The sequence below is a fragment of the Nitrospirillum goiasense genome, from assembly GCF_034427435.1.
GTDB lineage: Bacteria > Pseudomonadota > Alphaproteobacteria > Azospirillales > Azospirillaceae > Nitrospirillum.
Genome location: NZ_JAXQNP010000003.1, coordinates 55,457 through 70,973, shown reverse-complemented (window position 1 = coordinate 70,973; position 15,517 = coordinate 55,457). Strand labels below are relative to the sequence as shown.

The 15,517-nt window shown below is 65.7% G+C and carries 11 protein-coding genes; 2 read left to right on the top strand and 9 right to left on the bottom strand.

Features of this window, described 5'->3' with window-relative positions:
• Positions 1-2: 2 nt before the first annotated feature.
• From ULB03_RS14650 to ULB03_RS14610, 9 genes are all read right to left on the bottom strand, one after another.
• The gene (locus tag ULB03_RS14650) at positions 3-599 is read right to left on the bottom strand and encodes a cadmium resistance transporter (RefSeq protein ID WP_322485208.1); all 597 of its coding nucleotides are present in this window, start codon (positions 597-599) and stop codon (positions 3-5) included.
• 45 nt (positions 600-644) lie between these two features.
• Entirely contained in the window at positions 645-1,667 is a 1,023-nt protein-coding gene (locus ULB03_RS14645; protein WP_322483885.1) for an aldose epimerase family protein, read from the bottom strand.
• Complete coding sequence (gene xylE / locus ULB03_RS14640; protein WP_322483884.1) at positions 1,664-3,127, bottom strand: D-xylose transporter XylE; 1,464 nt, start codon at positions 3,125-3,127, stop codon at positions 1,664-1,666. The genes ULB03_RS14645 and xylE overlap by 4 nt, the downstream gene beginning before the upstream one ends.
• 147 nt (positions 3,128-3,274) lie before the next feature.
• A complete protein-coding gene (gene xylD / locus ULB03_RS14635; RefSeq protein WP_322483883.1) occupies positions 3,275-5,053 on the bottom strand; it encodes a xylonate dehydratase XylD in 1,779 nt (592 codons plus the stop codon).
• Complete coding sequence (locus tag ULB03_RS14630; protein WP_322483882.1) at positions 5,046-5,915, bottom strand: SMP-30/gluconolactonase/LRE family protein; 870 nt, start codon at positions 5,913-5,915, stop codon at positions 5,046-5,048. Before ULB03_RS14630 ends, xylD begins: the two co-directional genes overlap by 8 nt.
• Before the next feature lie 12 nt (positions 5,916-5,927).
• A complete protein-coding gene (locus ULB03_RS14625; RefSeq protein ID WP_322483881.1) occupies positions 5,928-6,689 on the bottom strand; it encodes an SDR family NAD(P)-dependent oxidoreductase in 762 nt (253 codons plus the stop codon).
• A gap of 50 nt (positions 6,690-6,739) precedes the next feature.
• Entirely contained in the window at positions 6,740-7,933 is a 1,194-nt protein-coding gene (locus tag ULB03_RS14620) for a fumarylacetoacetate hydrolase family protein (protein WP_322483880.1), read from the bottom strand.
• Positions 7,934-8,145: 212 nt separating this feature from the next.
• A complete protein-coding gene (locus ULB03_RS14615; RefSeq protein WP_322483879.1) occupies positions 8,146-9,198 on the bottom strand; it encodes a LacI family DNA-binding transcriptional regulator in 1,053 nt (350 codons plus the stop codon).
• Positions 9,199-9,509: 311 nt separating this feature from the next.
• A complete protein-coding gene (locus ULB03_RS14610; protein ID WP_322483878.1) occupies positions 9,510-11,108 on the bottom strand; it encodes a DUF5597 domain-containing protein in 1,599 nt (532 codons plus the stop codon).
• 341 nt (positions 11,109-11,449) lie between these two features.
• Between ULB03_RS14610 and ULB03_RS14605 the strand changes: the two genes are divergently transcribed.
• Together ULB03_RS14605 and ULB03_RS14600 are read left to right on the top strand one after the other, a co-directional pair.
• Positions 11,450-11,989 carry an isochorismatase family protein gene (locus tag ULB03_RS14605; protein WP_322483877.1) on the top strand — a complete coding sequence of 180 codons (540 nt, stop codon included), beginning with the start codon at positions 11,450-11,452 and terminating at the stop codon, positions 11,987-11,989.
• A gap of 627 nt (positions 11,990-12,616) precedes the next feature.
• The gene (locus tag ULB03_RS14600) at positions 12,617-15,499 is read left to right on the top strand and encodes a TonB-dependent receptor (RefSeq protein WP_322483876.1); all 2,883 of its coding nucleotides are present in this window, start codon (positions 12,617-12,619) and stop codon (positions 15,497-15,499) included.
• Positions 15,500-15,517: the final 18 nt, after the last annotated feature.

Genomic DNA, 15,517 nt, shown 5'->3' with positions numbered 1-15,517 from the left:
AGCTACAGTCCGAGCCAGGATCGGACCAGCGGAACCGTCCCCGCGTCGGCGATGACCCAGGCCCCCACGCCAATCAGGACCCAGGGCAACAACAGCCGGCCCCAGCGCCGTATCGGCGGCCCGGCGGCGGGATGGGTGGCGAGCCATCGGGCGAAGGCGAGCCAGCCGCCCGTCAGGACCGCGAACACCGCCGTGGTCACCGCGATTTCCCCGGCGCTTTGGGTGGAGAAGAGCGGGATGTAGACGCCGATATTGTCCCCGCCGCCGGCCACGGTGACGGCGGCGACGGTCCAGGCCCCACCCTGGGCGGGGGCGGCCTCGTCTTCATCGTCGGATGGCGCCGGCCACAGCAAGCGCACGCCCAGACCCAGGGGCAGCAGCCCCAACAGGCCCAACCACGCCGGCCGCACCACCAACGCGGCCACGGCCCCCATCAGTCCGGCCGCGACCAGGATGCCGATACCCAGGAATTGCCCGACCACGATGTCGCGATGGCGCCACCGGCCGGCGGCGAAAAGCGCGACCAGGACGAACAGATCATCGATGTTGGTGGCGGCGAACACCGTGGCGGCGCCCGCGCAAAGGAAAAGGGTGTCCATCACGGTCGATGACTCCCGTGACGGACACCCCTTGTCAACCTATCCCTACCAACTGATGCTGAAGCGCATCACCCGGCTGTAGCGGTCGCCCGCCTTCAGCATGGCATCCGGGAAGCCGGGCTGGTTGGGCGCGTCCGGGAACGCCTGGGGTTCCAGGCAGACACCGGTGCCCAGGCCCGGATACTGCGACGCCAGCCCTTGGCCGCCATAAAACTGCACCGACGGCTGATCGGTGTGGATACGCATGCTGACGCCGCTGTCGGGCGACGACAGGGTCGCCGCCCAGTCCGCCGCCTCGTCCGGCACCGCTTCCCCATCCAGGACGAAGCAGTGGTCGTAACCACCGGCCTGGAAGATCTGGGGGTGGTTGTGACGGGGGGTCAGCAGGCGCGGCCGACGAAAATCGAACGCCGTGCCCGCCACCGGCTCCAATGCGCCCGTGGGGATGAGGCCGGGCCCGACGGGCAGGAAATGCTGCGAGCGCAGACGCAGCATCTGGCGATCCGCCGCCACCTGCGGATCGCCCGCCAGGTTGAAGTAGGGGTGCCACGTCAGGCTGACCGGCGTGTCGGCGTCACCGATGGCGGTGAAGCGCAAGGTCAGGTCGCCACCGGCGACGACGATTTCCGCCGTCACCTCCAGCGTGCCGGGAAAGCCGTTATCGCCATCCGGCGAGGTCAGCCCAAGCACCAGGCGGGACTCGGCCCCGGCCTGGTAATCCTGCAGGCGCCAAACCTTGCGGCTATAGGCGCCGGGGCCGCCATGCAGCTGGTTGGCGCCCTCATTGGGCACCAGCTCCATGGTTCGGCCTTGGTAGGCATAGCGGGCGTTGGCGATGCGGTTGCCGTAGCGCCCCACCAGGCAGCCCAGATAGGCCGGGTCGTTCTCATAGGCCGCCACGTCCGGCAGCCCCAGGACCAGGTTGCGCCGGCCCTTGGGGCCGGGCACCGAAAGCTGCCGCAGGATGCCGCCGAAGGTCAGCACCTCGGCCTGAAGGCCGTCCGCCGGCCCGAGCGTCACCGCCCGGACCGGCGCACCGTCCCTGGTCGTCCCGAAGGATCGGATCATGACCGCGCGGCCTTCACCTGTTGTACGGCGTCATGCAGCGGCTTATGGGTCCACAACTCCTGGATGGCTTCCAGGCTGCGGCCCTTGGTCTCTGGCACCAGGCGCCAGACGAACAGGGCGGACAGGAAGCTGAACACGCCATAGACCCAGTAGGCGAAGCCGTGGTTGAAGGCGGCGTTCAGGGCCGAGTTGCCGTCCATGACCTTGAAGGACCAGGAGACCAGCAGGTTGGCGATCCACTGGGCCGCGACAGCGATGCCCAGGGCCTTGCCCTTGATGGCGTTGGGGAACATCTCGGCCAGCAGCACCCACACCACCGGACCCCAGGAGAAGGCGAAGCCGGCGACATAGGCCAGCATGGCCAGCAGCGCGCCCAGGCCCAGCCGGTTGCTGGCGAACAGGCCGCCGAGCACCATCATGGACACGCCCATGACCACGCCGCCGGCGATCAGCAGCGGCTTGCGGCCCCAGCGATCCACCGAGAAGGTGGCGACCAGAGTGAAGCCCACGTTGGCGATGCCGACGATGACCGTCTGCCACAGGGCGCTGTCGTTGCTCATGCCCATGTTCTTGAACATCTGCGGCGCGTAGTAGAGCACTGCGTTAATGCCCACGAACTGCTGGAAGACCGACAGCAGGATGCCGACGAAGATCACCAGGCCGCCGAAGGCGAACAGGCGCTCGTTGGTGACGACCAGGCTTTCCTCAATCTCGACCAGGGTGACCTTGGGGTCGGTGGCGCCGCCCAGGCGCTTCAGGACGGCCAGGGCCTCATTGTCGCGGCGGCGCATGACCAGATAGCGCGGCGTGTCGGGCGCCAACAGCAGCAACAGGGCGAACAGCAGCGACGGGATGCCTTCCGACGCGAACATATAGCGCCAGCCGTGGCTGTGCAGCCAGGTCTCGTCACCCAGGCCGGCGATGGCCCAGTTCACGAAGTACACGCCGACGATGCCACCGACGATGGCGATCTGGTTGAAGGAGATCAGGCGGCCGCGGGATTCGGCCGGCGCTATCTCCGCGATATACAGCGGGGAAACCAGCGAGGCGATGCCCACGCCGACGCCGCCGATGATGCGGTAGATGTTGAAGGGCGTCAGCGCGTCCGGCCCCATCTGGCCGATGGCGCCCAGGCCGATTTCCGGCCAGGCGGAGCCCAGGGAGCAGATCAGGAACATCAGCGCGGCGAAGATCAGCGTCGGCTTGCGGCCGAAGCGGTCGGCCATCTTGCCGGCGACCAGGCCACCGACGACGCAGCCGGCCAGCGCGCTGGAAATGGTCAGGCCCATCAGGCTGTCGTGCGCCGTTTCGGCCAAGTTCAACGGCTTGATGAAATTGACGTCGATGCTATCCATCGCACCGGAAATGACGGCGGTGTCATACCCGAACAACAGACCGCCCAGGGTGGCGATCAGTGTCAGGCCTGTCGTCAGCGACAGTGCGCCTTGCTTGTTGCCCATTCATTCCTCCCCAGACGGGCCACATTGGCCCGCCGTTTGTCCTAAAGCGAGGCGCCCCCATTCGATCGGGAATGGGGACGCCCTTGCACCTCAGATCACCATCCGCACCCCGGGACATGACATCACGGGGGCGCCGGTATTCTCACATCAGTGGTTATGCCGCGGCGGATGGGCCACGACACCCCGGTACTTCAACGCCGGCTCCATGCAACCGCCGCTGTCCAACTGGCCCACCGTCTGGCGGTACATCTCCTGCCACGGCGTATAGCTGGGCGGGGTGGCCGGAATGCCGTCGGCCTTGCGCTTCTGGATCTCGGCCTCGTCCACCAGCATGTCACAGGTGCCCTGGTTCAGGTCGATGCGGATGGTGTCGCCGGTGCGCAGCCAGGCCAAACCGCCGCCTGCGGCACTCTCCGGCGAGGCGTTCAGGATGGACGGGCTGTCCGAGGTGCCGGACTGGCGGCCGTCACCGATGGTGGGCAGGCTGGTGATGCCGGCCTTCAGCAGCGCGTCGGGCGGCTGCATGTTCACCACTTCGGCCGAGCCGGGGAAACCCAGCGGGCCGGCGCCGCGCACCACCAGGATGCAGCGCTCGTCGATGTTGAGCGCCGGGTCGTTGATGCGCTCGTGATAATCATCCGGCCCGTCGAAGACGATGGCCCGGCCTTCGTAGACGCCCTCATTGCCGGGTTCGCTCAGATAGCGCTGGCGGAACTCCTCCGAGATCACGCTGGTCTTCATGATGGCGAAGTCGAACAGGTTGCCCTTGAGCACCAGGAAGCCGGCCCGCTCCTTCAGCGGCTGGCTGTAGGGCGTGATCATCTCACGGTCGTGGCTTTCCCGGCCTTCCAGGTTTTCGCCGATGGGGCGGCCGGTGACCGACATCGCCTTGTCGAACAGCTTGCCCGCCTGCCGCAGTTCCCACATCACGGCGGGCACGCCGCCGGCACGGTGGAAGCGCTCACCCAGGTACTTGCCGGCCGGCTGCATGTTGACCAGCAGCGGCACGTCATAGCCGTGGATGCGCCAGTCGTCGGCCGTCAGCTCCACGCCGGCGTGGCGGGCCATGGCGTTGATGTGCGGCTGCGCGTTGCTGGAACCGCCCAGCGCGCCCACCAGCTTGATGGCGTTCAGGAAGCTTTCGCGCGACAGGATCTTGGACGGGCGCAGGTCCTCATACGCCATGTCGACAATGCGGCGGCCCGTTTCGTACGCCATCTGCCCGCGCTCGCGGTACGGGGCCGGAATGGCGGAGCAGCCGGTGAGCGACAGGCCCAGGCCCTCGGCCACGGCGTTCATCGTGCTGGCCGTGCCCATGGTGTTGCAGTGGCCGGCGGACGGCGCCGACGACGCGGCCGCGTCCAGGAACTCCTCCTCATCGATCAAGCCGGCGGCCAGCTTGCGGCGGCTGCGCCAGATGACGGTGCCGGACCCCACCAGGTCGCCCTCGTGCCAACCGTCCAGCATGGGGCCGCCCGACAGCACGATGGCCGGGACGTCGACGGTGCTGGCGGCCATAATGCCGGCCGGCGTGGTCTTGTCACAGCCGGTGGTCAGCACCACGGCGTCGATGGGATAGCCGTACAGGATTTCCACCAGGCCCATGTACGCGAGATTCCGGTCCATGGCCGCCGTGGGCCGGCGGCAATTCTCGAAGATGGGATGGACGGGAAATTCCATGGGAATGCCGCCCGCGTCGCGGATACCGTCGCGGACGCGCTTGGCCAAATCCAGGTGAATACGATTGCAGGGGGAAATGTCGCTGCCGGTCTGGGCGATGCCGATGATGGGCTTGCCGGAGCGCAGCTCCTGCGGCGTGATGCCGTAGTTCATGAAGCGCTCAAGATAGAGCGCGGTCATGTCGATCCGGTCCGGCGCATCAAACCAATCGCGGGAACGGAACCTAACATTCGGACGGTCAACCATACGCAATCTCCGCCGGGGGCAGGCCCGGCATGGTGGCCCTGAAGTGGAACAAGCCGCCGGCCAGCGGCTGGGCGGCGCGCTCTTCGTCGCTCAGGCCCTTGGCGGCGGTGGTGGCATAGAGATCCAGGCGGTCATCCCCGCCGAAGGCAAGCTTGGTGATGTTGGCGCAGGGGAAGCGCACCACCTGCAGCAGCTCTCCCGCCGGGGAATAGCGCCGGGCGGCCCAGCCGCCGAACAGCCCCACCCACAGGCACCCCTCCGCATCCACCACCGTTCCATCGGGCCAGCCGGCGCCGTCCTCGATGGTGATCAGCAGGCGGCCGTTGGCCAGCGTGCCGTCGGCCGACAGGTCATAGGCCGTGATGGTCTTGGCCAAGGTATCGGTATGGTAGAAGGTGGTCCCATCCGGGCTGGTGCAGGGCCCGTTGGTGATGACGATGCCATCGACATGGCGCTTCAGCGCCCCCGTCCAGGAATAGAGGGCGCCGGTCGGCCCCTCTTCCGCATCATCCATGGAACCGAACCACAGCCGGCCCCGGGCATCGACGAAGCCGTCGTTCAGGCGATTGCCCGCCCGGTCCCACTCCACCGCCACCAACGGCTCGAACACACCCGTTTCGCTATCGAAACGGGCCAGCTTGCCCGGCAGGCCGACGATCAGCCCACCCCCGGCGCGCGGCAGGGCGAAACCCGGCTGATCCGGCGCGTCGAAGCTGCGGGTACTTCCGTCCGCGGGGCGGAAACGGTGGATGTGCCGCTTCTTGATATCGACGAACCACAGGGCCCGGTCACGGGGTGACCAGACCGGCCCCTCCCCCAAGGTGGCGCCCAAGGCCCAGATGCAGCGGGGTTCCACGGTCACGGGGCAACCTCCTCAGCGCCAGCCGGCGTCGACGAAGTATTCGTGGCTGGTGCACATGCGGCCATCGTCAGAGGCCAGGAACAGCACCATGGCGGCGACGTGCGGCGGGTCCACACGCTCCTTCAGGCACTGCTGCGACAGGATGCGGGCCTCTTCCTCCGGGTTGTGCCACAGGCGCATCTGGCGCTCCGTGCGCACGCCGCCCGGCACCACGCAGGTGACGCGGATGTTGTGTTCCCCCAGGTCGCGGGCCAGCGAGCGGGTCAAGCCTTCGATACCGGCCTTGGCGGTCTGATACATCAGCAGCTCCGGCAGGGCCACGTGCCAGGAGATGGAGCCGAAGTTGATGATGGCGCCGCTGCGCTGCGCCTTCATGCCCGGCACGACGGCCTGGGACGCGAAGAACATGTGCCGCAGGTTCACCGCCATGCGGTTGTCCCAGTATTCCGGCGTGATCTGCTCGATGGTGTGGCGGTCGTCGTTGGCGGCGTTGTTCACCAGCACGTCCACCGCGCCAGCGTTCTGGACTTCCGCCAGCGTCGCCTTCAACTGATCCAGGTTGGTCAGATCGCACTTGTAGAACTTGGGCGCATGCTCCGCGCTTTCGGCCAGCGTCTGCTCCAGCGCGCGGCTGTCAGCTTCCGCGATGTCCAGGAAGGAAACCTGGGCCCCCTGGCGGACGAACGCCTCGGTGATGGCGGCGCCGATGCCGGAGCCGCCACCGGTGACAACGACCCGCTTGCCCCGCAGGCTAGGATAGATGGCGTGCGTCATGATGTATTCAGGCCTAAAAGAATTGGTTCGGATGGGTGACGCGGGCGGCGTCACCCGTTCAGCAGGCCACGGCGAGCCAGATTGCGCATCAGCTCGGTCAGGCCGAAGGTCCAGGGCGCCGCCTCATGGCACGGCACCACCTTGTTGACCAGGCGGCCCAGACGGGGGCTGGACACGGTGACGATGTCGCCCGTCTTGTGGGTGAAGCCACGGCCCGGGGCATCGCGATCCTCAACCGGCGCGAACAGCGTCCCCAGGAACAGGGCGAAGCCATCGGGATACTGATGGTTCTTGTTCAGGGTCTGGCCGACCAGGTCCAGGGGATCACGGCTGATCTCGGACATGGTGCTCTTGCCGTCCAGGACGAAGCCGTCCTCGCCGGTGACGTTCAGGTGCACCACGGCCTCACGCACGTGGTCCATGGTGAACGTCTCATCGAACAGGCGGACGAAGGGACCGATGGCGCAGGACGCGTTGTTGTCCTTCGCCTTGGACAGCAGCAGGGCGCTGCGGCCTTCGAAGTCGCGCAGGTTCACGTCGTTGCCCAGCGTGGCGCCGCGCGCGCGGCCCTGGCCGTCGCACAGGATCACCACCTCGGGCTCCGGGTTGTTCCAATGGCTGTCGGCGCGCACGCCGATCTCCACGCCCCAGCCCATGGCCGACAGCGTCGGGCCCTTGGTGAACACCTCGGCGTCCGGGCCGATGGCGACCTCCAGGTACTGCGACCACAGCCCGTCGGCGATCAGCGCCTCCTTCAGGCGGGCGGCGTTCTCGGAACCGGGCTTCACCAGGCGCAGATCGGTACCAACGCGGGAGGACAGGGCCTGGCGGATTTCCAGGGCCTTGCCCGCATCGCCGCGCGCCCGCTCCTCAATCACGCGTTCCAGCGCGGACACGGCGAACGTGACGCCCGCGGCCTTGATGCACTGCAGGTCGATCGGGGTCAGCAGCTTGGCGCGCCCGGGGGCAATGGTCTGTCCACCGGCCCAGCTCGGCTTCAGGTCCCAGTCGGCGACGCGGCCGATGCTCTTGCCTTCGGGGATCTGCCCCGGTTCCAGCCGGTTCATCAGGTCGGACACGGTCGGGGCCACGCCCGACAGGTCGAAAATCTCACCGTCGCGGATCAGGACCGGCGTCGGCCCCTCGCCCGCATCGATACGGCCCAGCAGAACCGCGTGGGCGCTGTCCTCGGGAAAAATGCTGTCGTGCGCAGTCTGCACCGGCGTGTCGACCGGGTACCCCATCTCTTGAACTCCTCCCAAGGTGCATTATCGCCAGGCGGCCCTTGTTAACGCTAACATTAGAGGCCAGCGAGAAGCGCTGTCAAGGCGACGTTACCATACCAGTCCGGATTTCGACGGCATACGCACGAAGGTTTCGCCCCCGACTCCGTAGGGGGTCACCTGTCCGGGTAGCGCCAATGGGAACCGGACCATGGCCCCCGAGCCCACAAGACTCACGGCTTGGAGGGCGCGGCGGTCGACTCCCGTTCCACCAGCGTATGGCGCAACAGTTGCTGCGCCGGCGCCCCGCCTCCGCCCCCGCGGCGACGCTTCATCTCGTCCAGCAGCATGCTGACCGCGGCACGGCCCATGGCGGCGATGGGCTGACGCACCGTGGTCAGCGCCGGCCAGATGGTGCCGGCGATCAGCGTGTCGTCGAAACCGGCGATGGACAGGTCGACGGGCACGCTCAGACCCAGGCGATGGGCGGTGGCCAGCACGGCGGCGGCCATATCGTCGTTGGCGGCGAAGATGGCCGTCGGCCGCTGCTTGAGCGCCAGCAGCTTGTCCGCCGCCGCCAAGCCGGAACGATAATTGAAATAGCCTTGCTCGACCGGCGCGGCCTTGGGGTCCAGCCCCGCCTCGCTCAACGCGTCCAGGAAGCCGTGCAGGCGCTGGTCGCTGACGGTCTGGTTGGGATGGCCTTTGATGAAGCCGATGGCGCGGTGCCCCAGCGACAGCAGGTGCTGGGTCATGCGGTGCGCGGCCTTGTAATTGTCGATGCGCACCGTGGCGACATCCGGGCCCGGCTGCCCGGCGGCCACGGCCACGGCGGCGACACCGGACTTGGCGATGTCCGCCAGGATGCTCTTGGCCTCGCACAAGGGCGGCGGCAGGACGATGCCGTCCACCCCGCTCTGCAACAGCTTTTGCAGCGCCGCCTTTTCGGTGGCGGCGGTGGCACCGCATTTCTCGACCACCAACTGGTGGCCAGTCTTGCTGCTTTCATCCAGCGCGCCCAGCAGGAATTCGCTCAGGAAGGCGACGCTGGGGTTACTGTACAGGAGGCCGATCCGGAAGGTTTCAGACCCCGCGAGACGCCGCGCCGCGGGATTGGGCGTGTATTTCAGCTCCTGGATGGCGGCCATCACCGCCGCGGAAGTGGCCGGGGTGACGTTATTCTCATTATTGATGACGCGGGACACCGTCATCGGGGAAACGCCGGCGCGCGCCGCCACCTCACGAATGGTGACTCCCTGCGAACTCCGCCCACGCCGCTTTTCCATACGCTTCCTGCTCCGCCTTATCGGGCCCGCGCATACACTGCCGGTTTGGATCGGTGATAGCAGTACCATTGGGACTTGCGCAATCGCCTGCTGACCGTTTTGTGTAAAACGGGGATCGCCAATGGCGCCCACGGCGACTTGATGCAGCTTTACATGGTAAATGCCGATTAAAGCGGCGCCAATACAAGGGCGGGGGCCGGCAAATCGACCCAAGCATCGGCCGGCGAGTCGGCAAGACGCCCTGCCGCCGCGCCAAAGTCTGGGCGGCGGCAGGGGCCTGTCCTTGAGGCCGTCTTGACCGGGACAGCCCGTCAGTAGGTGGCGAACCGCACCTTCAATATCTGGGGTATCGACGTGAAGTTCAGGCCGTAGTCGGTCTGGTCGCCATTCCAAAGGCGCTCGAACACCCACTTGCCGCTATCATCGAAGTGCCCCTCCTCCACGCTGGCCATCATGTAGCCGTTCTTGCCGGCCTTGACGGCCTGGGAGAAGTCGACGCGGGCGTGATAGCCGGCCACCAGATATTCATTGGGCGCCAACTCGGCGATGACCACGCCGCCACAGGGCTTTTCATTGCCCGTGGGCTTGGCGTCGCCGAACTGCGGCAGGCCATAGCTGACCGTGGCCTTGTAGGGGCCGAGGTCCAGGGTGTTGCTGTGGTCGGCCGTCGGCTCGGACGCCCCCCAAACCTTGCCCTTGAGGCTGAGGGCCGCCAGTTGGCGGTTCATCGCGCCCAGCAGCCTGAAGTTCATGGCGAAGGGCTCCAACGACTCCGCGTCGATCTTGGCCGCCCCCAGCGGGTAGTTCACGTAGCGGGTGTAGTCGATGCCAAAGGGCGCGAAGCCGATGCCCTGGTGTCCCAGCGTGGCGAAGACATAGCGGGCATAGACGGCGTCGTTGCCGGTCTCCGCGACCAGCAGGGCGTTGTCCGGCCGCTTATACTGTTCCAAGGTCTTGACGTAGAAGTCATAGCCGCGATCGTAGATGTCAGGCCCGATCAGATCGATGTTGGGCGCCGCCGCCTTCCAGATATCCAGCACGTTCCAGGTGGGGCCACCACTGGAATAGGTGTACGGGTCCTGGTCCTTGAACGGGTCGCGCAAGGCGGCGTTCACGTACAGCGGAATGGGGTATTCGGCCTTGCCGGCGGCGGCCACCTGGTCGACGAAGCGGGCGGTGAAGTAGGCGTGGAAGAACTCATCCGCGTCCTTGCCGAAGACCTCCTTCCAGGTGCCGGGGGCCTTGTTCAGCGCCTTGACCAGATCGGCCGGCACCTTGCCCTCGAACACCTTTTGCGCCTCGGGCCGGAAGTCGCGAACGGCGCCGTAGGTGCCGGTCTCATTCTCCACCTGCACCATCAGCACCGTGTGCTGCTGGCCATCCACCTGCTTCAGGTGCCGCATGAAGGCGACGAAGGCCTTCCTGTCGGCCTCCAGCGTGGCGGGGGCCAGCGGCGACAGCGAACCGCGCATGACGCCCTTGGCACTGACGACACGAGGGAAGCGGTCGTTGTCCAGCTTCACCCAATCCGGGGCGTAGGACGGACTGTTGTTCTTCCAGGTGCCAAACCACAGCAGCACCAAATGCTTCTTATGCTCCCGCGCCTGGGCCAGCAGGGTGTCGAGGAAGCTGAAATCGAATTGGCCTTCCTTGGGCTCGATCTGCTGCCAGGCGATGGGCATGAACAGGGTGTTGGCCTGTACCTGGTCCACGGCCGGCCAAACCTGCGGCAGCACCGAGGGCCAATTGCTGGAATTGTTGGCCTGGGCGCCCAGCACCAGATAGGGCGCGCCATCGACCATCAGGGCGTACCGCCCATCCTCCCGCACCAGGCGTGGCATCTCGGTCCGGCTCTCGGCCGCCTGGATCACAGGGGTGAACCCCGCCAGCAGCGGAACGGCCAAGGCCATGGCGCGCAGAGCCCTTGAGCGCAGAGACTTGGAGCGCGGGGCCCTATTCAGAACGCGGGTGTCCAGAACGCTTGTCATCGGCAGGCCCTCCCAAGCCCATAGCTGATTATTGAAGATCGGCGCGGACGCCGTCCCGGCCTAAACGCCCCGGCGCCCATAACAAGGGGCGCGCCGAGGGCATATTTATATGATCACAACGATGCTGGCGGATCATACCCGTCAACGATATCAAATCAATCCACTATCGCTGTTACCGTTATCAACCGATCGCTTCCTTGCCCGGCGACGACGGCGGGCACCATAGTGAACCTGACCGTCATCCGACCTGAGAAGCATCACCCGTGCCCCGTCTCATCCCAAGCCGCAGCACGCTGGCGGTGATCGACCTGCAAACCCGCCTGATCCCGGCCCTCCTGGATGCCGACGTCGTGCTGTCCAACACCCGCCGCTTGCTGGCCGCCGCCGGCATGATGGGCGTGCCGGTCGTGTTCACGGAGCAAAACCCCAAGGGTCTGGGACCGACAGTCCCGGAACTCATGCCCGATCTGGCGCTGGAGTCCGCCGTGGTGGCGACGAAGATGGCGTTCGACGCCACCAGCGTCCTGGCGGCGCACCTGCCCCCCGATCACGCCGTCATCCTGGCGGGGTGCGAGGCCCATGTCTGCGTGCTGCAGACGGCGCTGGGCCTGATGGCCATGGGACGGGAAGTCCATGTGGTGGAGGACGCCGTGGGCTCCCGCACCGCGGGGAACAAGGCGGCTGGCCTGCGCCGCCTGGAACGACACGGGGCGGACATCATCACGACCGAGATGGCCGTGTTCGAATGGATGGAGAGTGCAACCCATCCCCGCTTCCGGGACGTCATCGCACTGATCAGGTGATGGACACCGCCCCCTGATCAGCCCCCCCTGGTCAGGGAAGTACCGCCGGAGCATCAGCAATTCCCCTATTTATCAGCCAATTCACAACATCTGCAAAATTGCACAATTATTAAGCAATAGCCCTTGCCATTGTTGGGTGCACATTTTGGGCACTCCCACCTCTTTACGACCGCCCGCGGTTTCGTCAGCGACCAAGCGCCCCTCCCGCCTTTTGTCTGGAAATTCGGGAAAGCAACAGGCCAATGGCTCGGTTTATTATTAATAATCAATGTGATAGAGGAATTTTCCGCTCTGCCCTGATGGTTAAATACGCTGCGGGTTCATCGCAGCGCACAATCAGGTGACAGCGGTTCGGCGGGGGTCGGAACAGGCGACCTGTGCCCCGCGCGCAACACCAACCTAAGATTGAGTGTGTTGTTTTTATTATGTTTTTCGGAATCCGCTGCGACAAAAAAGGGACCGCTACCATTTTTCATGTGAGCGCTACCATTCTCCCGTTGCAGGCCCGCAGGAATCTCCATATGCATTTATATGACTACGGCGTGACGCACCAAATGCGGCGGCCGGGGTGAAGCGCGCGGGCCCTTCGACCCGCGATAAATAAGATACCCAGGGAAGGGAAACGCCATGAGTTGGCCCCAGAATTCCTATCGTTCCTTTGTGCTGGCCGGTGCGTCCGTGCTGGTTATCGGTGCTTTGTCTGCCGCTTCCTTTGCCCAGGCCCAGACCGCGGCCGCGGCGGACGATGATCTGCAGGAAATCGTCGTCACCGGGCAGCGGTTCGCCGTGTCCGACGCCGCCAAGCGCAAGGCGGCCGCCGACATGATCCTGGACAGCATTTCGGCCGATGACGCCGGCAAGCTGCCGGACAACAGCGTCACCGAGGTGCTGCAGCGCGTCCCTGGCGTTTCCATCACCCACTTCGCCGCCGTCGGCGACCCCGACCACTACTCGGTCGAAGGCTCCGGCGTGACCGTGCGCGGCCTGTCCCAGGTCAGCAGCACCCTGAACGGCCGCGAGGCCTTCAGCGCCAACGGCGGCCGCGCGCTGCTGTTCGAGGACGTGCCGCCGGAATTGCTGGCCGGCATCGACGTGCTGAAGAGCGGCTCACCCGACGTCATCGAGGGCGGCATCGGCGGGTCGGTGAACCTGCGCACCAAGATGCCGTTCGACTATGACCACCAGACGTTCAGCGGCTCCGTGTCGGCGGACTACGGCGATTTCATCGACCAGACCAAGCCGGGTGGCTCGCTGCTGTACGCCAACCGCTGGATGACCGGCATCGGCGAGATCGGCGCCATGGCGAGCGTCGCCTACAGCGACATCAGCACCCGCCACGACACCATCCAGGTCGAACCCTATTTCCCCCAGACCTACAACGGCAAGAACGTCTACGTTCCCGGCGGCTTCGATTGGCGCTCGGGCACGTTCGACCGTAAGCGGCTGGGCGCCTATGAATCCCTGGAATGGTCGCCCAACAACGACCTGACCTTCTACCAGACGGGCTTCCGCTCCGATTACTGGAGCAAGTCGAAGGAAGCCGGCGTCTATAACCAGGGCAGCAACTCGGTCAACGTCACCGCCGGCAGCAACAGCGTTTTCGGCTCCAACGGTGGCCTGCTCAGCTCCAACCAGCTGAGCTCCACCGCCTCCGATCCGCTGCAGCTTCCCGGCGAGTCGGGCGGCAGCACGGCGCTGGCCAACCCCGGCTTGACCAACCAGCACAACGTCACCACCGACCTGTCTCAGGGCATGAAGTGGACGCCGACCAAGAACCTGACCATCACCTCCGACTTCCAGTACGCGATTTCCCAGTCGCAGCAGCAGCGCATCGACCTGTTCTCGCAGACCTCGGTGCCCAGCTACGGCATCAACCTGACGGGCGACCTGCCGGTCATCACCGTCAGCAACCCGTCGCAGTTGGCCGATCCGTCGCGCTACATCTGGTACGCGACCATGGACCACCTGGAGAACCACATCGGCCGTGAGCTGGCGTGGTCGGGCGACGCCGATTATCACGTCTCCGACACCGGCTTCCTGCGTTCGTTCAAGGTCGGCGCCCGCTTCGCCGACCGGACGGAAAAGGACGACGTCACCGGTTACAACTGGACCGGCCTTACCCCGACCTGGAACCCCTCCTCCTCGTGGAAGTACCTGAACACGGCGGCGGCCAGCGACATCAACGTCTCGGGCTTCAGCAACTTCTTCCGGGGCGCCACCAACCTGCCCGGCACCACCGTGTTCCCGGCTTGGTCGCTGCTGGAGAGCTATCCGGAGAGCCTGACCAAGATCCACCAGCTGTACGGCTTGGCGGGTGACACCACGGCGCCGGTGACCTACACCATCGCCAACCTGTCGCATACCAAGACCCGCACTGAATCCGCCTACGCCATGGCCCGCTTCGGCGACGACAATCTCTTCGGCAGCGGCTGGAAGATGAACGGCAATTTCGGCGTTCGCATTGTCAACAACGAGAACAGCAGCCAGGGTTACATCCAGCAGCCCACCGGCCAGATCCTGTACAACGGGGCGACCGCGGACCTGCCGGGCGGCTACACCGCCAACAATGGCGGGCATAACAGCCTGATGGCCCTGCCCTCGTTCAACGTGCAGTTCATGCCGAACGACGAGGTGCACCTGCGCTTCGCCGCCTACCAGAACATGACCAACCCCAGCTTCAACAACCTGAACGCCTCGGGTTCGTTGAGCCTGACCACCGACACCAACCACGTCATCACCGGCGCCACCGCGACCTCGGGCAACCCGAACCTGAAGCCGCAGTTGGCCAACAACCTGGACGTTTCGGCCGAGTGGTACATGCCTGACGGCGGCCAGTTCCACGTCGCGGGCTTCTACAAGCAGATCAAGGACTACATCTCCTACGGCGTGACGTCGGTGGATGTGCCCTTCGCCCTGCCGGACGGCACGTCGCGGACCATGACGGCGGCGGTCAGCGGCTACTTCAACGCCCAGCCCGCCTATGTTAAGGGCGCCGAGATCGGCCTGCAGAAGTTCTTCAGCTTCCTGCCGGCCCCGTTCGATGGCCTGGGTATCGACACCAACTTCACCTACATCTACAGCAAGAGCCCCGGCGACCTGTCCTACGACATGCTGGGCAACCGCATCAACGGCCTGCCGGTGGACCTGCTGTCGCGCTACAACTACAACATCACCGGCATGTACGAGAAAGGCCCGATCTCGGCCCGCCTTGCCTACACTTGGCGCAGCAAGTACCTGTTGACCCCGACCGCCAACGGCACCAACGGCACCTACACCAACGCCGCCGGCCAGACGGTCACCTACAACCTGCCCATCTTCGCGGATGACTACGGCACGCTGGACGCCTCGGTCGCGTACAGCTTCGATGATCACATCACCCTGACCCTCGAAGCGCAGAACCTGACCAACAGCGTCACCAAGACGCTGATGGGCTATGGTGACCAGCAATACGGTCGCAGCTGGTTCGTGGCGGACCGCCGCTACTCCGCGGTGCTGCGCTTCAACTACTGATCCTCCGCTCGCGGATGA

What these genes read in the sequence shown, in the direction of transcription:
- ULB03_RS14650 (WP_322485208.1), bottom strand. Translation starts at nt 599, where the DNA reads ATGGACACCCTTTTCCTTTGCGCGGGCGCCGCCACGGTGTTCGCCGCC.
- ULB03_RS14645 (WP_322483885.1), bottom strand. Translation starts at nt 1,667, where the DNA reads ATGATCCGATCCTTCGGGACGACCAGGGACGGTGCGCCGGTCCGGGCG.
- xylE (WP_322483884.1), bottom strand. Translation starts at nt 3,127, where the DNA reads ATGGGCAACAAGCAAGGCGCACTGTCGCTGACGACAGGCCTGACACTG.
- xylD (WP_322483883.1), bottom strand. Translation starts at nt 5,053, where the DNA reads ATGGTTGACCGTCCGAATGTTAGGTTCCGTTCCCGCGATTGGTTTGAT.
- ULB03_RS14625 (WP_322483881.1), bottom strand. Translation starts at nt 6,689, where the DNA reads ATGACGCACGCCATCTATCCTAGCCTGCGGGGCAAGCGGGTCGTTGTC.
- ULB03_RS14620 (WP_322483880.1), bottom strand. Translation starts at nt 7,933, where the DNA reads ATGGGGTACCCGGTCGACACGCCGGTGCAGACTGCGCACGACAGCATT.
- ULB03_RS14615 (WP_322483879.1), bottom strand. Translation starts at nt 9,198, where the DNA reads ATGGAAAAGCGGCGTGGGCGGAGTTCGCAGGGAGTCACCATTCGTGAG.
- ULB03_RS14610 (WP_322483878.1), bottom strand. Translation starts at nt 11,108, where the DNA reads ATGGCCTTGGCCGTTCCGCTGCTGGCGGGGTTCACCCCTGTGATCCAG.
- ULB03_RS14600 (WP_322483876.1), top strand. Translation starts at nt 12,617, where the DNA reads ATGAGTTGGCCCCAGAATTCCTATCGTTCCTTTGTGCTGGCCGGTGCG.